Origin of the sequence: Tropicibacter sp. Alg240-R139 (genome assembly GCF_900537075.1) — a bacterium.
Classification (GTDB): domain Bacteria; phylum Pseudomonadota; class Alphaproteobacteria; order Rhodobacterales; family Rhodobacteraceae; genus Falsiruegeria.
Genome location: NZ_UNRA01000005.1, coordinates 18668 through 35256, shown reverse-complemented (window position 1 = coordinate 35256; position 16589 = coordinate 18668). Strand labels below are relative to the sequence as shown.

Here is a 16589-nt window from a genome sequence, read left to right as displayed (position 1 = left end):
TGCAGTGTGAGAAATGCAACTGACCCTGTGCTTAGCTGCGGCCGACTGGTCCGCAACTTTCGCGGACGACAAGATCACCGTGCACCATTTTTTCCTGGTTCTCCAGGTTCTTGCCCTCAAGCTTATCCAGCAGGAGTGACATCGCTTGTGCGCCGATCATAGTGCGGGGTTGCCGAATGGTTGTCAGCGCCGGAGTGATGTTGCTGGCGAACGGTATGTCATCAAACCCGATAACGGAAAAGTCGCGCGGGACGTCAAAACCGCGCAGTCGCAGCGCAGCGATCACGCCGATTGCGGTGTTGTCGTTGAAACAGAAGAATGCGGTTGGCAGAGTGTCCTTGATGAACAGCCGTTCTACGGCTGCGCGCCCGCCTTCGCTGGTGCCATCCCCCTCCATGCGCCAATCTGCCAATTCTTCGGCGCATTCAGCAAGGCCCAGGCGATAGCCCTGGTGGCGGCGTTCGGACAAGACATCCCCAATACCGCCGCTGACAAATACGATCCGACGGTGCCCCAGTGAGACCAGATATTCGGTTGCCATTTTTGAGGCAGCGATATCGTTCACGCCGACGAAGCTGCTTTCTGTAGTTTCTAGGGGGCGCCCAACTGCAACAGAAGGCGGCAGTTTGATGCTTGGGTTTTTTGGCGTGCCCGCTACAGGCTCGTGACCGGTCAGCAAAACAAGTCCGTCCGCCACACCCGTCGCCAGAAAGCGCATGTGGTTTTCCTCAAGCGAGATCGCGCCCTCGGTGTTGCCGATTAGGACGCCATAGCCCCGCGCATGGGCTTCCTTCTCCAGGCCAATCAGGATGCCGGGGAAGTTCGGATCGGCGATGGACGGCGTCAGCACCATGACCATCTTGGACCGCTGCATACGCAAGTTCTGCGCCATAACGTTGGCGGTGTACCCTGTGCGCGCAATCGCATTGGTTACTTTCTTGCGCGTGCTTTCAGCGACCTTCTCGGGGTTTCGAATCGCCCGACTTACCGTGGCGATTGAGACGCCTGCAAGCTTTGCAACGTCTTCGATTGTTGCGGATTTCTTGGGTGCTAGCGTCACGTTCTGGCGCGCCTGTCGTCGTTGAATTTTGTTTTTGCGCTAAAGGCGCTTAGGGCGGTTATAGCTGCATTGCGGCGATATGAAAAGGTTTACAGCTCATTATGTAAAGGTTTACATAAACTATGAAAAGGTTTACATAGATCAACCAACGACCTCATAATGGGGCGAAACATCAGGGAGGAGAACGACGTGCCGGATGGCCAGTTCATAAGTGCACCGATTTTGTCGGCAGACGGGATTAGCAAATCCTTTGGCACAGTTCCGGTTTTGTTCAGCGTCAGCATGGACATTCGCCCCGGCGAGGTACACGCGCTGATCGGTGAGAATGGCGCGGGCAAGTCGACTCTGATGAAGATCTTGTCGGGCTTTCTGCAACCGACGTCCGGTCATATCCGCGTTGATGGTGTGGACACTGAATTGCCCGGCAATGGGCTGTCAGAGGCCGTTGGCATTGTCCTTATTCACCAAGAGCTCAATCTGGCCGAGCAGATGACGGTGGAAGAAAACGTCTTCCTCGGGCGAGAGCTTCGGAAGCGAGGCGTGCTTGATCGCGCTGCGATGCGGACGGCGGTGCGCGGTTTTCTTGATGACATAGGCTTGGACATCTCTCCTGAAGACCGGATTTCGGATCTTTCGATTGCGCAAAAACAGATGGTGGAAATCGTCAAGGCCATGAGCCGCGACGCGCGAGTTCTGATCATGGACGAGCCAACGGCCGTCTTGACCGAGGCAGAGACGGAGTTGTTTTTTGCTCAAGTGCGCCGCCTTAAGGCGCGCGGGACCGCAATCGTCTTTGTCTCGCACAAGTTGGCCGAAGTCAGCGCAATCTCGGATCAAGTGACGGTTTTGCGTGACGGACAATGGATCGGCACACATGCAGCCAAAGACCTGACGCCGGATAGTATGGCGCAGATGATGGTTGGACGAGAATTGAGCGACCTTTATCCGCCAACAAACGAAGTTGACGTAGACGCAGACAAGGCGCTGAACGTGACGGATTTAATGGCGCCAGGTGTGCACAATGTCAGCTTTGATCTTAGAAAAGGGGAAATCCTCGGGTTCTCTGGGCTGATCGGCGCCGGGCGGACCGCTGTTTTTGAGGCCGTTTGTGGGCTTTCGGCAAGAACCAACGGGTCCATCTTGTTTGACGGGGCACCTGCCAATTTTCACTCGGTCGCGGCGGCGCGGGATGCGGGCCTTGTTTACCTGACCAAAGACCGCAAAGAGAAAGGGCTGTTGTTGGGGCAAAAGATGCGGCCGAACCTTTCGCTCTTTGCCTTGCCCAAATTTGTCAAAGGTCTGAGCCTGGATCGCAAGGCCGAGGAGGCCGCGCTTGAACGCGCCATACGGCGCTTTGACATCCGCGCCAGGGATCCAAATGTAAACGTCGGTGACCTGTCCGGTGGCAATCAGCAAAAGCTGTTGTTGGCCAAGGTGATGGAGTGCGATCCACGCATTCTGATCATCGACGAACCGACACGCGGGATCGACGTGGGGACCAAGCAGCAAATCTATCATTTCATCGCAGCAATTGCCGCGGAAGGAGTCTCGGTGGTGGTTATTTCTTCGGAAATGCCTGAAATCATTGGGCTTTGTCATCGCGTCGTGGTGATGCGGGAAGGTGAAATCACGGGCATTCTGACCGGTGAGGACATCAATGAATCCGAAATCGTGCGCTATGCCGCAGGACTTAAGCGGGAGCGTCAACAATGACCGAGATCACAATGAGCACAGCTAAAACCAGAAAACTGATCGGTTTCGACCTGAAAACGGCGGGTCCAGCCATTGCGCTTCTTATCCTGTGTGTGATCGGATTCTTACTCAATCCGGCGTTCCTCAGCGAAGGCAACATCACCAATCTGCTGACCCGCTCGGCCTTTATCGGCATTATCGCGGTTGGCGCGACTTTTGTGATCACCGCGGGCGGTATCGATTTGTCCGTCGGCTCTATGGCTGCTGTCATCGCTGGCGTCATGATTATCGTCATGAACAGTGCCGTGGGCACGTTTGGCACAGGTGTGACCACGGTGCTCATAGGGTGCGGATGCTCAATCATTCTGGGTTTGGGGGCCGGTTTGGTGAACGGGCTTTTGACAACCAAAGGCAAGATCGAAGCTTTCATCGTGACCCTCGGTACCATGGGCATATACCGCTCGCTGGTGACCTATTTTGCGGATGGGGGGACGCTGTCGCTGAACTATGACATTCGCGGCGTGTACCGTCCGGTGTATTACGACAGCTTCTTTGGGCTGCCGATCCCTGTGTGGGTGTTCATTGTCGTAGCCATAGCAGGCTGGTTCTTGATGAACCGCACGGCTTTTGGTCGCTATTGCACAGCCATCGGGTCCAATGAAAGTGTCGCCAAATACTCTGCAATCAAGGTCGATCGTGTAAAGGCGCTGACGTATGTGATCCAGGGGCTTTGCGTTTCGTTGGCAACAATCATCTATGTGCCGCGACTTGGGTCGGCGTCTTCGTCGACCGGCGTGCTCTGGGAACTGGAGGCGATTGCAGCCGTGATCATCGGCGGCACCGTCTTGAAAGGCGGGTACGGTCGGATCGGGGGCACCATCCTTGGCGCGCTTATCCTGACCACCATCGGTAACATTTTGAACTTCACTGACATGATCTCGAACTATCTGAACGGGACTATGCAGGGCCTCATCATCATCATTGCAGTCTGGCTGCAACGCGGGGACTGGGGCCGCAACAAGTCGGCGGATTAAAGGCCGCCGCACAACACACGAAGAATTTTTCGCAATGAATCGCGCGAAAGAACCGAGCGTCACCGGAGAGGAGAGGTGCGTCCAAATCATAGGGAAATCATAGGACTTGTAGGGAGGAAAACATGAATACACTTACCAAAATCGGGGCTCTGGCCACTGTGGCCACCATCGCCCTTACCAGCTGGGCAAGCGCAGAAAGCATCAAGATCGGCGTGAGCTATCCAACCCCAACCCACGCATGGGCAGCTGGTATGAATTGGCACGCCGAAAAAGCCGAAGAACGCCTGGAGGCGCTTTACCCGGATGTGGATCTGATCCTGGTAAACTCGCCGGACCCAAGTGCTCAGGCCAGCGCGCTAGAGGACCTTGTTTCAGTTCACCAGATTGACGCTTTGGTGGTGCTGCCGTTTGAATCCGAGCCGCTCACCGATCCGGTGCTGAACGTCAAAAAGTCCGGGGCGCTGATCACAGTTGTCGACCGGGGTTTGAGCCAGCCGGGTATCGAGGATATCTATGTTGCGGGCAATAATCCCGAGTTGGGGCGTGTGTCCGCGCAATACATGAAGGGGCGTCTGAAAGACGGCGACAACATTGTGATTTTGCGCGGTATCCCGACGCTGATCGACAACGAGCGCTTTGACGCCTTTATGGCCGAAATCGAAGGGTCAGGGATCAACGTTCTTGATCATAAACACGCAAACTGGAACCGCGATGACGGCTTTGAAGTGATGCAGGATTTCTTGTCCCGCTTCCCGGACATTGATGCGGTGTGGGCGCAGGATGACGACATCGCTATTGGCGTCGTGGCCGCGCTGAAACAGGCGGGTCGCGACGGCAACGGCATGTTCGTCGTTGGCGGTGCGGGCATGAAAGAGACGATCAAAGGCATCATGGACGGCAACGAGCTGGTGCCGGTGGATGTGCTTTACCCGCCTGCGATGATCGCAACCGCGATGGATGTGACCGTGGCCGCGTTCAAATCCAACGGCCCGGTTGCTGGGCGTTACATTCTGGGCGCGACACTGATCACGCCAGAGAACGCTGCAAGCTTCTACTTCCCCGATTCGCCGTTCTAAAGCGCCATTCGGGTACCCGGGAAGAGGCCCTTTCTCCCAAGGGGCCTCTTCTTCAGACAGGAGAGAAAACATGCAGACAATCAAAGGTCCCGCGCTGTTCCTGGCCCAGTTTGCCGGTGACGACGCCCCTTTCAATTCCTGGGACAGCATCACCAAATGGGCCGCCGATTGTGGCTATAAGGGTGTGCAAATCCCCAGCTGGGACGGACGCCTATTTGACCTCGCCCGAGCCGCCAGTTCGCAGTCCTATTGCGAAGAATTGGTGGGCGTCGCGCGCGAGAATGGTGTTGAAATCACCGAACTATCTACACATTTGCAGGGCCAGTTGGTGGCAGTGCATCCTGCCTATGACGAGTCTTTTGATGGCTTTGCCGCACCAGAGGTGCGCGGCAATCCAAAGGCACGACAAGCCTGGGCCGTCGAACAGGTGAAGCTGGCTATAACGGCAAGCTACAACCTGGGAATCTCGTCACACGCGACATTTTCCGGCGCCTTGGCTTGGCCCTACATCTATCCATGGCCCCAGCGGCCGCCCGGTTTGGTTGAAACGGCATTTGACGAATTGGCGAAACGCTGGCGGCCCATTCTGGACCATGCGGATCAGATGGGTGTGGACATTTGTTATGAGATCCATCCAGGCGAAGATCTGCACGATGGGGTGACGTTTGAGATGTTCCTTGAGCGGGTCGATAATCATGCGCGCTGCAACATGTTGTATGACCCCAGTCATTTTGTGTTGCAGTGTCTGGATTACGTCGCTCACATCGATGACTACGCAGACCGGATCAAGATGTTCCACGTCAAGGATGCAGAGTTCAACCCGACATCCAAGCAGGGTGTTTATGGTGGCTATCAAAGTTGGGTGGATCGCGCCGGCCGCTTTCGCAGTCTGGGGGACGGTCAGGTCGATTTTGGTCAGATCTTTAGCAAAATGGCGGCCAATGGCTTTGACGGTTGGGCTGTGGTGGAGTGGGAATGTTGCCTGAAACACCCAGAGGACGGCGCCCGCGAAGGTGCAGCCTTTGTGCGTGACCACATCATTCGCGTGACCGAAACCGCCTTTGATGATTTCGCAGATGGCGGCACCGATGAGGACGCCAACAAACGTATGCTGGGGATTTCGTGATGAGTGAATTTCAACGACCTATTCGCCTTGGCATGGTGGGCGGCGGCAATGATGCCTTTATCGGTGCAGTACACCGCATCGCAGCACGGATCGACGGACAATTCGACCTTGTCGCGGGCGCTTTGTCCTCGACCCCAACGAAAGCTCAGGCGTCGGGCGACGCTCTTGGTCTGGCGCCGGATCGAACCTATGATGACTTCAAATCCATGGCGATCCGCGAGGCGCGCCTGAAAGATGGCATCGAAGCAGTGGCGATCGTCACGCCGAACTATGTGCATATGGCAGCTGCGCGCGAATTCCTGAAACGCGGCATTCACGTGATCTGCGACAAGCCACTGACGTCAACGATGACGGACGCGCGCAAGATGGCGCAAGCGGTGGAAAAATCCGACGCTCTGTTTGTTCTGACCCACAACTATACGGGCTATCCACTGATCCGGCAGGCGCGTGAGATGGTGGCGGCGGGCGATTTGGGCAATATCCGCGTCGTCCAAGTTGAATACCCACAGGATTGGTTGACAGAACCAGAGGACAACAAACAGGCTGATTGGCGCACTGATCCCGCTCGTTCGGGCGCTGGCGGGTCCACTGGGGATATTGGCACACACGCCTTTAACTTGGCGTGCTTTGTTACCGGTTTGACGCCAGAGAGCCTGTGTGCAGACATCCAGAGCTTTGTGGAGGGGCGACAGGTCGATGACAACGCTCATGTCATGTTGCGCTTTCAAGAAGGCGCACGAGGCATGCTGTGGTGCTCGCAGGTCGCACCGGGCAATGAAAACGGGCTCAAGCTGCGGGTGTACGGCACCAAAGGTGGGATTGAATGGGAGCAGGAGAATCCCAATGTGATGCGTCACACGGAATTCGGAGAGCCCACGCGTCTGCTCACCCGTGCCGGTGCGGGTGGCGTAGGGCAACTAGAACACCTTGTGCGAACGCCAGGAGGCCACCCAGAAGGGTATCTCGAAGGATTTGCCAATATCTATCTGGAAGCAGCAACATGCATCCGCGACAAGCAGGCAGGGCGTTACACAGAAGATGATTCCGTGCTGCCAGGCCTGAAAGAGGGCCTAATGGGCATGAGGTTCATTGATGCCTGTGTGCGCAGTTCCGCGCGGGACGCGGCTTGGATTTCGCTAACATAGCGCTGTCTTTTCAGCAAAACCACTGGGCCGACAGGGCCAAAAAACGATAACGGAACGGGTGCGCCATACACAGGGGTGACAGCGGTTTCTTACATAAATTAGGTGTTCAGTTTGGAAATATTCCGTTCCAACAGGGTGTGAAAGTGCACGATAGCCTGTTCAAAATTGCCCAAAAGCGGATGAGAATTCCCACCCAAGGCCAGGCTGGCCTGTACCGAACAGGCGGCGGCCCGTTCTATCAGATCGCGCCGGTTGGCCCGCAACTCATCCTGTGTTATCTGGCCGAGACAGCGCTTTGCCTTCCGAAATCATACTAAGGGGACATCATGGCGCGATTGGCCAAAGCCTATATTGCAGGCATTTTTGAACATCCCACGCGCAAGGCTGTGGACAAGACCGTGCCTATGCTGCACGCCGAGGTTGCTTTGGGCGCGCTGGCGGATGCGGGGCTGAGCAAGCACGATGTAGACGGCTATTTCTGCGACGGGTCCTTGCCGGGATTGGGTGGCATGGCACTTGCGGAATACATGGGGCTGGACCTGACCTATACCGATACCACGGAAACAGGCGGGTCGTCTTATGTGATCCATGTGGGCCACGCGATGGAAGCGATCGCCGCCGGAAAATGCAAGGTTGCCCTGATCACCCTTGCCGGACGCCCCCGAGCGGAGGGTCTGCAAAAACTGGGCGCGCGGGCACGGGGCGAGGACTCGCCAGAGCGCGGGTTTGAGCTGCCTTATGGGCCGATGGTGACGAATTTATACGCCATGTCGACGATGCGTCATATGTATGAATATGGCACGACCTCAGAACAGCTTGCCTGGATCAAGGTGGCGGCGAGTCACCATGCGCAACACAATGAACATGCGGTTTTGCGCGATGTAGTGACGGTTGAGGATGTGATAAATTCACCGATGATCGCCGACCCGCTGCACCGTCTGGATTGCTGTGTAATCTCGGACGGGGGCGGGGCGCTTGTGGTTGTCAGCCCCGAGATCGCCAAGTCGCTGGGAGATCGCTGTATCAAGGTTTTGGGGCAGGGGGCCGGGATCAAGCACCTGAACGGTGGGCGTTTTGATCTGACCTATACTGGGGCCGCCAAATCCGGCCCCATCGCCTTTGCCGAGGCGGGGGTCACCCCGGCGGACATTGATTATGCCTCTATCTATGACAGCTTTACCATCACGGTGCTGGAAACGCTTGAGGATCTGGGGTTCTGCGAAAAGGGTAAAGGCGGGGCCCTTGTGTCTGACGGCAATCTGATTTCGGGCGTCGGAAAGTTGCCGTTCAACACCGATGGCGGCGGTTTGTGCAACAACCACCCGGCCAACCGTGGCGGCATGACCAAGGTGATCGAGGCGGTTCGCCAGTTGCGCGGCGAGGCGCACCCCGCCGTGCAAGTGCCCGATTGCCGCCTTGCCCTTGCCCACGGAACGGGCGGGCAGATCTCGCAACGTACCGGAGCCGGAACTGTCATCTTGGGGAGCAACGACGCATGAGCGACCGCATCTATCCCGATCCCACCATCAACCTGGAAACTGAATGCTACTGGCAGGCTGCCAATGACGGCAAGCTGTTGGTCAAAAGCTGCAATGCATGCGGCAAAGCGCATTTCTATCCGCGCGCGATCTGCCCCGAATGCGGGTCACCTGACACAACGTGGACCGAGGCGACAGGACGGGGGCGGATCTATACCTATTCGGTGATGCGTCGCGCCGATCCGCCCTATGCGATTGCTTATGTCACTTTGGATGAAGGTGTGACGATGATGTCCAATATCGTCGAAGCTGACTTTGACAACTTGTCCGTTGATATGGCGGTAGAGGTCATGTTTGGTCAGACAGAGGGTGGGCAGGCGTTGCCTCTGTTCCGCCCGGCGCGAGGGATTTGAGCAGTAGAGCGCCCGCTGGACGGTATCACGGTGGTCGATCTGACCAATTTTCTCATGGCCCGCTCTACGACGCAGATCGTTGGGGATATGGGTGCCGATGTGATCAAGCCCGAGGATGGGCGCGCAGCCGTCACGAAGCTGATCCGGCAAGCGGATGTGTTGATCTACAACCGCCGTCCGCAGGTCATAGTCTAAAGAATCCGAGGTCATCCTATATGTGTGTGTCCCGGACCGATCTGACGCCCGAGGTGATTGCGCTGACCGAGTTCTACCAGACGAGTGACTGGTCGGTTCCGTTGGTGATCGTGGTGCTGTATCTGATCATGGGCATGTTCCTTGATCCTGTCGGGATCATGCTGCTGACACTGCCCTTTTCGGGAGAGGAAATCACTTTGCGAAAGATCGCGATCCTTATCGTGATTTCTATGGGTTTGCTGCTGGCGCAAGACGTGTCACGTTCCGATTGACAAACAGCACACAGCGTTGGCGAAGGACCCAGGGTATGAATGTTTCCTTTCCCCACATGATCGAGCGTAACGCGCGGATGTTGCGCGACAAAACGGCCATCATCTGTGAAGGGCGGGAAACCAGCTGGCAGGGGCTTTGTCAGGGGTGTTGTGCACTGGCGTCAGGCTTGCAGCGGCTGGGAATTAAGCCGAGTGACCGGGTGGCTTTTGTTGGTCTGAACTCTGACTGGTTTTACATGAGTTACTTTGCGCCGTCCTTTATCGGCGCTGAAACCGTCGCGTTGAACTGGCGCCTCAGCCCGTCAGAGTTGGCGGATTGCATGGATGACAGTGGGGCAAGTCTGCTGATCGCGGATTCCGAAAACGCCGAAGCCGCGCGGCAGGCCCGCGCCTTGGCTGCGACGGATTTCGATCTGGTTCTGATCGGAGCAAAGGTTAAAGGCGGCGAAAGGACATTTGATAGTCTGTTAGCCGATCCCCAACCGCTGTGTCACCCGCCGGGGCAAGGGGATGACACGCTGATCATCTTTTATTCCGGGGGCACAACCGGGCGACCAAAGGGCATCATGCTCAGCCATTGGAACATGTTTGCCAATTCCACGGGTCACACGCAGGCCTATGACGTGCGGGCAGAGGAAATGCATCTGCTTATCGGGCCGATGTTTCATTTGGCGGCCGGGGCACGGATCTTTTGCGCTGTGCTGGTGGGCTACACGCTGGTCATCCACCCAAAGTTCACACCGCGCGGATTTCTGGAAGGTGTCGAAAAGCACCGGATCAATGCGACTTCTTTTGTGCCAGCGATGTTGCAGATGGTCCTGGATGAACCGGATTTCGACGACTTCGACCTCTCCAGTCTGCGACAGATGAGCTATGGAGCTTCGGCTACTCTGGACGAGCTACTGCACCGCATTATCGAGGCGTTCCCACATGTCGATCTGTCCAACGGGTACGGCATGACTGAAGCCGCGCCGCTGATCAGCACGCTTGGGCCTGAGTATCACCGAAAGGATTTTGCAAAGTACGGCAAGCTGGGCGCCGTTGGCTGGCCCGTGCCGCATGTCGAAATTCGCGTAGTTGACGAAGAGGGCAACGAAGTGCCGCGCGGTACCGTGGGCGAGATCGTATTGCGCGGACCCAACGTGATGAAGGGCTATGTCGGTCAGCCAGAGTTAACGGCTGAAACTCTGCGCGGTGGCTGGCTGCATTCCGGGGATGCGGGTTATCAAGATGAAGACGGTTGTTTGTGGATTTCGGGGCGGGTGAAAGACATGATCATTTCGGGTGGCGAGAACGTCTATCCAGCAGAGGTTGAAAACCTATTGTCCCGCCATCCGGGCGTGGCAGACGTTGCAGTGATTGGTATACCTCATGACAAGTGGGGCGAGGCGGTTCATGCTATTGTGATCCGGGCCGAAGGGGCGAACCCATCGGTTGAGGGATTGATCGCTTTCTGTCGGGAAAAGATTGCGGGCTACAAGTGCCCCCAAAGCATCAGTTGGCGAACAGAACCTATGCCGCTTACTGCTGCAAACAAAGTTCTGAAAACCGAGTTGAGAAAACCCTTTTGGGAGGAGGTCAATGAGGCGGTCATGCCCCCGGACGGAACAGATGGAGACCATCAAAGATGAACCCGGCTGAATGGCTATACCGTACGGCTGCGTTGAAGCCGAATAATCCGGCACTGTATCATGGTGAAGATCTTGTATGTGACTATGCAGGCTTTGCAGCCCGCGCCAGTGCCATTGCAGGTGCACTGAACGCCGCGGGTATCGGTCAGGGCGACCGCGTGGCTATTGTGATGAAGAACCGGACCGAGTACCTGGAAGCCATGTACGGCATTTGGTGGGCAGGCGCAGCGGCAGTCCCGATCAATGCAAAGCTTCACGAAAAGGAAGCGTCTTGGATCATCGAGAATGCAGGCGCTCGGCTGATCTTTGCCTCTGATACCAATGCCAACGGTTTAACGCCAATCTTACCACAGTGTGTTGAACGCGTGGTGGTGGCTGGAACTGATGAGTTCGAGGCAATGCGCTCGGCTGACCCTCGACCTAGGCCTGCTGCCATAAATCGCGATGACATGATCTGGTTGTTCTACACCTCGGGCACCACCGGACGGCCAAAGGGTGTGATGATCTCTGCGCAAAACATGATGGCCATGGTTATGGGCTATCATGATGGCGTGGGAACTCATAGCGAGCGGGATGCCACGCTTTACGCGGCCCCAATGAGTCATGGGGCTGGTATCTACAACTTCATGTTCGTCATGGCCGGTGCACGCCACATCTGCCCAAAATCCGGTGGTTTTGACGGGGCCGAAATATTGGACATGGCACCACGGGTAGGGCACGTCAGCATGTTCGCAGCGCCAACAATGGTGCGCAGGATGATTGATCATGCCAAACTGTCGGGCGCGACGGGCGAAGGCATCGACACCATCATTTACGCTGGGGGGCCGATGTATTTTGCGGACATTGTTGAGGCGGTGGATGTGCTGGGTCCGCGCTTTGCTCAGATTTATGGGCAAGGTGAATGTCCCATGGCGATCACGACGCTGCCAAAGTCATATGTTTTGGATCGCATGCACCCGCGTTGGCGGGAGCGGTTGACCGGCGTGGGCCATCAGCAAGCAGTCAGCCGTGTGCGCGTGGTCGATGCGGATGGCACGGATGTTGCGACAGGAGAGATTGGTGAAATTGTCGTTTCTGGCACGGCCGTGATGAAAGGTTACTGGAACAACCCAGAGGCCACAGCCAAGGCGATCCGCGACGGTTGGCTCTGGACCGGAGATATGGGGTCGCTTGATGGCGACGGGTTTCTGACAATGCATGATCGATCCAAGGACATGATCATTTCGGGCGGATCGAACATCTATCCTCGCGAGGTCGAGGAAGTGTTGCTGACGCACCCAGACGTGGCCGAAGCCTCGGTCGTGGGGCGACCGCATGATGAGTGGGGCGAGGTGGTTGTTGCCTGCGTCGTTTGCGAGCCTGGCAGGGTGCTGGATAGGGCCGCACTGGATGGGTTGTGCATCGAAAACATCGCCCGTTTTAAACGCCCGAAACACTACGTTGACCTGCCAATTCTGCCCAAGAACAACTATGGCAAGGTGGTCAAGACAGAGCTGCGCGAACAGGTGGCGGAAATGGATTTGTGATGAGGCAGGGATTTGCCACTCTGACCTGGGAGGGTATCGATTAGGCCGGCGTCATGACCTGTTCGCAGTCGGAAACTCGTGACGCCCTGTCGCTAACCGCGTCGGCCGTTTTCGCAAGGTGTCACGTCGGGTAATACGACAGGCCAAGGTGGTGCTAAACCAGACATTGCACCCGGACCAGAGAACACCGACTGAAACGGAGTCCTGGACTCAAGCCATGTGCATGGAGCCGCCCTATCACCGCGATGCGATCAAGCGGAATTTGGACAAGCAACCGCTGGAATTCGACTGGGGCAGGTTGACCCGCGAAACCTAATTGCCACTCGCCGCCATCAGGCGTTGGGGGACGTATTCGATAACGGTTTCGCCGTCTTGGTTGATGATGTGGTTGCGTGTGCGCACCAACCCGCGTTCGGACTTTGATGTTTTGCGCGCCTCTTCCACAAAGATCTCGACATGGATCGTGTCACCGACAAACACTGGCTTCTTGACGCTCATTTCCATGTTGAGGAACGCAAGCCCCGTACCTTGTCCGGTGGCGTTCAGCACTAACCCTTCGGCCAGCGATAGAGTCAGCAAGGCCGGCGCCGCATGGCCTGTCATGGCCGAATGCGCTTTGCGATACTCAGCGTCCACAAAGAGCGATTCCAGCATCCCCACGCAGGACACAAAGTTCACTACATCGGTCTCTGTGATCGTGCGGCCATAGGTTTTGAATTGATCACCTGCGTTTAACTCATCCCAATGAAATCCAGTACCTATCAGTTTCATTGCCTACTCCTTATCCGTTTCGGCGACTGCGCCGTGATAGTGATCTGACCTGCCGGAATATGGCGCCAAATGGTATCCTGTGACAACTCTTCCAGGCAGTGCTGGCCCATCCAGACGTTGCCGGCGGTCAACAGGAATATCTGTGTCGTGCGCCAACGGTCCGCGCGTGGATCACGAGAAAGTAGAAGGATGCCATGGCCCGGAATACGCCCAAAGTTGCCGTTTTGGACTTCTAACGAGAGGTTGAGAGTGGATAGAGAACCAAATCTCACATCCACGCGTTAAGTTTCATTCATAATATCAGGTGAACTGTTCTTTGTAGCCGATCAACAAACTGCGTTGAGAGCGACTAAGTTGCATTTCTAATGCAGCGTTCAGCACCACTTCGCAACGTCGCAAACTCCGATCACGCAAAACGACGGGCGAACTGAGCAAGATTATGAGGTGTGCGCATAACTCTGCATCACCTTCATTGAATTCATTAAAGAAATTCGCGGAGTTTCGCCCATAATACTTCACAGCGTTTGCGCATAAGATTGCACGATTTGCCCATAAGATTGCACTTTTTTCTTAAGTCTCTACCTCCGCGGGCGAACGACATCAGCGGGATCAACTTTGAGGTTATGGCTCTCTAGCATTAAGTGCATTTGATGTCGCAAAGTGCAAGATTTAGTTGAGTTTGGGCCGCGGTTTGTACGTCTCACCTTCACAAGTTTAGAAATCCAGATTTTCGACACTCAGTGCATTTTGTTGAATGAACTCGCGTCGTGGTTCCACGACGTCGCCCATGAGTTTGGTGAACAAGTCGTCTGCTTCGACCATATCGTCTACGCGCACTTGGAGTAGTGTTCTAGCATCCGGATCGAGGGTGGTTTCCCATAGCTGATCGGGGTTCATCTCGCCCAGACCCTTGTAGCGTTGCAACGAGAGTCCTTTTTCGCCCTCTTCCAGGATTGCACGCAGCAGATCCAGCGGGCCATGGATGGCCTGTGCACGATCACGGCGGATCAGCTGTCCTGAGGTCGAGTAAATCTCTTGTAGGCTTTTGGTAAAGCTGCCGGTCTTGCGGGCCTCTCCGGAGCGCAGCATGGGGCCGTCCAGCGTGCGAACTTCTTCGACGCCGCGCAGGATGCGCGCCAAGCGGATGCCATGATCCTGTGTAATCCGGCCTTGCCACCCTTGTTCATATTCAAGCGCAATCTGGTCCAGGCGAGCGGCGACCATGTCCGCGACGCCCTGCAGGTCAGCGTCCACGGCACCAGGCACAAAGGCCCCGGCTACAGCGGCCTGTTCCAGGATGTGACGGGGATAATGTGTCGGGAAGGCGTCGAGCACGCGCTTGAGTTGGCGGGCTTCGTCCACCACGCGTGTCAGATCCTGGCCGACGATTTCTTCGCCACTGCCCAGTTTCAGCACAGCACCCTCAACACCTTGATTGATCAGGTAATCGTCCAAGGCTGCCTGATCTTTCAGGTACACCTCGGATTTGCCGCGCGCCACTTTGTACAGCGGCGGCTGCGCAATGTAGAGGTAGCCACCTTCGATCAATTCGGGCATTTGCCGATAGAAGAAGGTCAACAGCAGTGTCCGGATGTGGGCGCCGTCGACGTCCGCATCTGTCATGATCACGATCTTGTGGTAGCGCAGCTTTTCGATGTTGAACTCGTCCCGGCCAATGCCGGTGCCAAGCGCCATCACCAGGTTGCCAATTTCCTGACTGGATAGCATCCGATCAAAGCGGGCGCGTTCCACGTTCAGGATCTTACCACGCAGGGGCAGAACAGCTTGGGTCCGGCGATCGCGTCCGGTCTGGGCCGAGCCACCGGCCGAGTCGCCCTCGACCAAGAAGACTTCGGTTTTGGAGGGGTCTTTCTCCGAACAATCCTTGAGCTTACCCGCCAGGTAATTCACATCCATTGCCGTCTTGCGACGGGTCAGTTCGCGGGCCTTGCGCGCAGCCTCGCGCGCCAGCGCGGCCTCGACAATCTTTCCGACGACCTGCTTGGCGATATTGGGGTTTTCTTCGAACCATTCCGCCAGCCTTTCATTCATCAGGCCTTCGACCGCCGGTCGCACTTCGGAGCTGACCAATTTGTCTTTGGTTTGCGAGCTGAACTTGGGATCGGGTACTTTGACCGACAACACACAGGTCAAACCTTCGCGCGCATCGTCGCCGGTAAAGTTCACCTTTTCCTTTTTGGCGATGCCAGAGGATTGCGCGTAGTTGTTGATCGTCCGCGTTAGCGCGCCCCGGAAGCCCGCCATGTGGGTGCCACCATCCCGCTGGGGAATATTGTTGGTAAAAGGCAGTACCGTCTCGTGGTAGCTGTCATTCCACCACATGGCGATTTCGACGCCGATGTCGTCCCGCTCGCCCTTGATATAGATCGGGGTGTCCATGACGGGAGTCTTGGAGCGGTCGAGGTATTTGACGAACTCGTTGACGCCGCCCTCGTATATCAATTCAGATTCCAGCCGCTCTGCCGGGCGTTCATCGACCAAAATGATCCGCACGCCCGAGTTCAGGAAGGCCAGCTCGCGCAGGCGTTTTTCCAGCGTCTCGAATGAGTACTCTAGGTTTGAAAACGTGTCGGTCGATCCCAGAAACCGCACCTCGGTTCCGGTTCGGTCGCCGCAATCGCCGACGACCTCTAGATGCTTGACCGTATCGCCGCGTTCAAAGCGCGCAATGTGTTCTTTGCCGTCACGCCAGACGCGCAGTTCCAGCCAATCTGACAGAGCGTTCACGACGGAAACACCTACACCGTGCAGACCGCCCGACACCTTGTACGAGTTGCTGTCGAATTTACCACCCGCGTGCAGTTGGGTCATGATGACCTCAGCTGCGGAAACGCCTTCTTCTTCGTGGATACCAACCGGAATTCCGCGCCCGTTGTCGCTGACGGAAACGCTGTTGTCGGCGTGGATTTTCACGGTCACATGGTCAGCGTGACCGGCCAATGCCTCGTCAATGCCGTTGTCCACGACTTCGTACACCATGTGGTGCAGACCCGAGCCATCGTCAGTGTCGCCGATGTACATGCCGGGGCGTTTCCGAACGGCTTCCAAGCCCTTGAGAACTTTGATGGAATCAGCGCCGTATTCTTCGAGTGCCTGATTGTCTTCGGACATGCGGTGAGTACCTTCATTATTTTGTCACCTTATACGTT

The 16589-nt window shown here is 56.4% G+C and carries 15 protein-coding genes; 12 read left to right on the top strand and 3 right to left on the bottom strand.

The genetic code is table 11. The features are described from left to right. Nucleotides 1-31 precede the first annotated feature (31 nt). Nucleotides 32-1060, bottom strand: a complete 1029-nt coding sequence (locus G6R15_RS17760; protein WP_164661327.1) for a LacI family DNA-binding transcriptional regulator — start codon at nt 1058-1060, stop codon at nt 32-34. Between the two features lie 207 nt (nt 1061-1267). Here G6R15_RS17760 and G6R15_RS17755 point away from each other — a divergent pair, with 207 nt between their 5' ends. The 12 genes from G6R15_RS17755 to G6R15_RS17700 all read left to right on the top strand — a co-directional run bounded on the left by G6R15_RS17755 (nt 1268) and on the right by G6R15_RS17700 (nt 12648). Further along, on the top strand, nt 1268-2773 hold the full coding sequence (locus tag G6R15_RS17755) for a sugar ABC transporter ATP-binding protein (protein ID WP_205520572.1): 1506 nt from the start codon (nt 1268-1270) through the stop codon (nt 2771-2773). After that, nucleotides 2770-3786 (top strand): ABC transporter permease, encoded by a 1017-nt coding sequence (locus G6R15_RS17750; RefSeq protein WP_164661325.1) that lies wholly within the window; start codon nt 2770-2772, stop codon nt 3784-3786. Before G6R15_RS17755 ends, G6R15_RS17750 begins: the two co-directional genes overlap by 4 nt. A 122-nt stretch (nt 3787-3908) precedes the next feature. Then, entirely contained in the window at nt 3909-4862 is a 954-nt protein-coding gene (locus tag G6R15_RS17745; protein WP_164661324.1) for a substrate-binding domain-containing protein, read from the top strand. Between the two features lie 70 nt (nt 4863-4932). Continuing rightward, a complete protein-coding gene (locus G6R15_RS17740; protein ID WP_164661323.1) occupies nt 4933-5988 on the top strand; it encodes a sugar phosphate isomerase/epimerase in 1056 nt (351 codons plus the stop codon). Continuing rightward, complete coding sequence (locus G6R15_RS17735) at nt 5988-7133, top strand: Gfo/Idh/MocA family protein (protein ID WP_164661322.1); 1146 nt, start codon at nt 5988-5990, stop codon at nt 7131-7133. The genes G6R15_RS17740 and G6R15_RS17735 overlap by 1 nt, the downstream gene beginning before the upstream one ends. 179 nt (nt 7134-7312) lie before the next feature. After that, nucleotides 7313-7450: a hypothetical protein gene (locus tag G6R15_RS17730; protein ID WP_164661321.1), complete on the top strand. Its 138-nt coding sequence runs from the start codon at nt 7313-7315 to the stop codon at nt 7448-7450. Between the two features lie 9 nt (nt 7451-7459). Beyond that, nucleotides 7460-8632, top strand: a complete 1173-nt coding sequence (locus tag G6R15_RS17725) for a thiolase domain-containing protein (protein ID WP_164661320.1) — start codon at nt 7460-7462, stop codon at nt 8630-8632. Further along, the gene (locus G6R15_RS17720) at nt 8629-9024 is read left to right on the top strand and encodes a Zn-ribbon domain-containing OB-fold protein (RefSeq protein ID WP_164661319.1); all 396 of its coding nucleotides are present in this window, start codon (nt 8629-8631) and stop codon (nt 9022-9024) included. Before G6R15_RS17725 ends, G6R15_RS17720 begins: the two co-directional genes overlap by 4 nt. A gap of 15 nt (nt 9025-9039) precedes the next feature. Further along, complete coding sequence (locus G6R15_RS17715) at nt 9040-9219, top strand: CoA transferase (protein WP_306432356.1); 180 nt, start codon at nt 9040-9042, stop codon at nt 9217-9219. 26 nt (nt 9220-9245) lie between these two features. Then, on the top strand, nt 9246-9491 hold the full coding sequence (locus tag G6R15_RS17710) for a hypothetical protein (protein ID WP_164661317.1): 246 nt from the start codon (nt 9246-9248) through the stop codon (nt 9489-9491). Between the two features lie 35 nt (nt 9492-9526). Further along, nucleotides 9527-11122, top strand: a complete 1596-nt coding sequence (locus G6R15_RS17705) for a class I adenylate-forming enzyme family protein (RefSeq protein WP_164661316.1) — start codon at nt 9527-9529, stop codon at nt 11120-11122. After that, on the top strand, nt 11119-12648 hold the full coding sequence (locus G6R15_RS17700) for an AMP-binding protein (protein ID WP_164661315.1): 1530 nt from the start codon (nt 11119-11121) through the stop codon (nt 12646-12648). The genes G6R15_RS17705 and G6R15_RS17700 overlap by 4 nt, the downstream gene beginning before the upstream one ends. Before the next feature lie 312 nt (nt 12649-12960). Here the strand turns inward: G6R15_RS17700 and G6R15_RS17695 are convergent, their stop codons facing one another. Both G6R15_RS17695 and gyrB read right to left on the bottom strand, forming a co-directional pair. After that, nucleotides 12961-13419, bottom strand: coding sequence for a MaoC/PaaZ C-terminal domain-containing protein (locus G6R15_RS17695; protein ID WP_164661314.1), 459 nt, complete (start codon nt 13417-13419; stop codon nt 12961-12963). Between the two features lie 714 nt (nt 13420-14133). After that, nucleotides 14134-16551 carry a DNA topoisomerase (ATP-hydrolyzing) subunit B gene (gene gyrB / locus G6R15_RS17690; RefSeq protein WP_164661313.1) on the bottom strand — a complete coding sequence of 806 codons (2418 nt, stop codon included), beginning with the start codon at nt 16549-16551 and terminating at the stop codon, nt 14134-14136. Between the last annotated feature and the right edge of the window lie 38 nt (nt 16552-16589).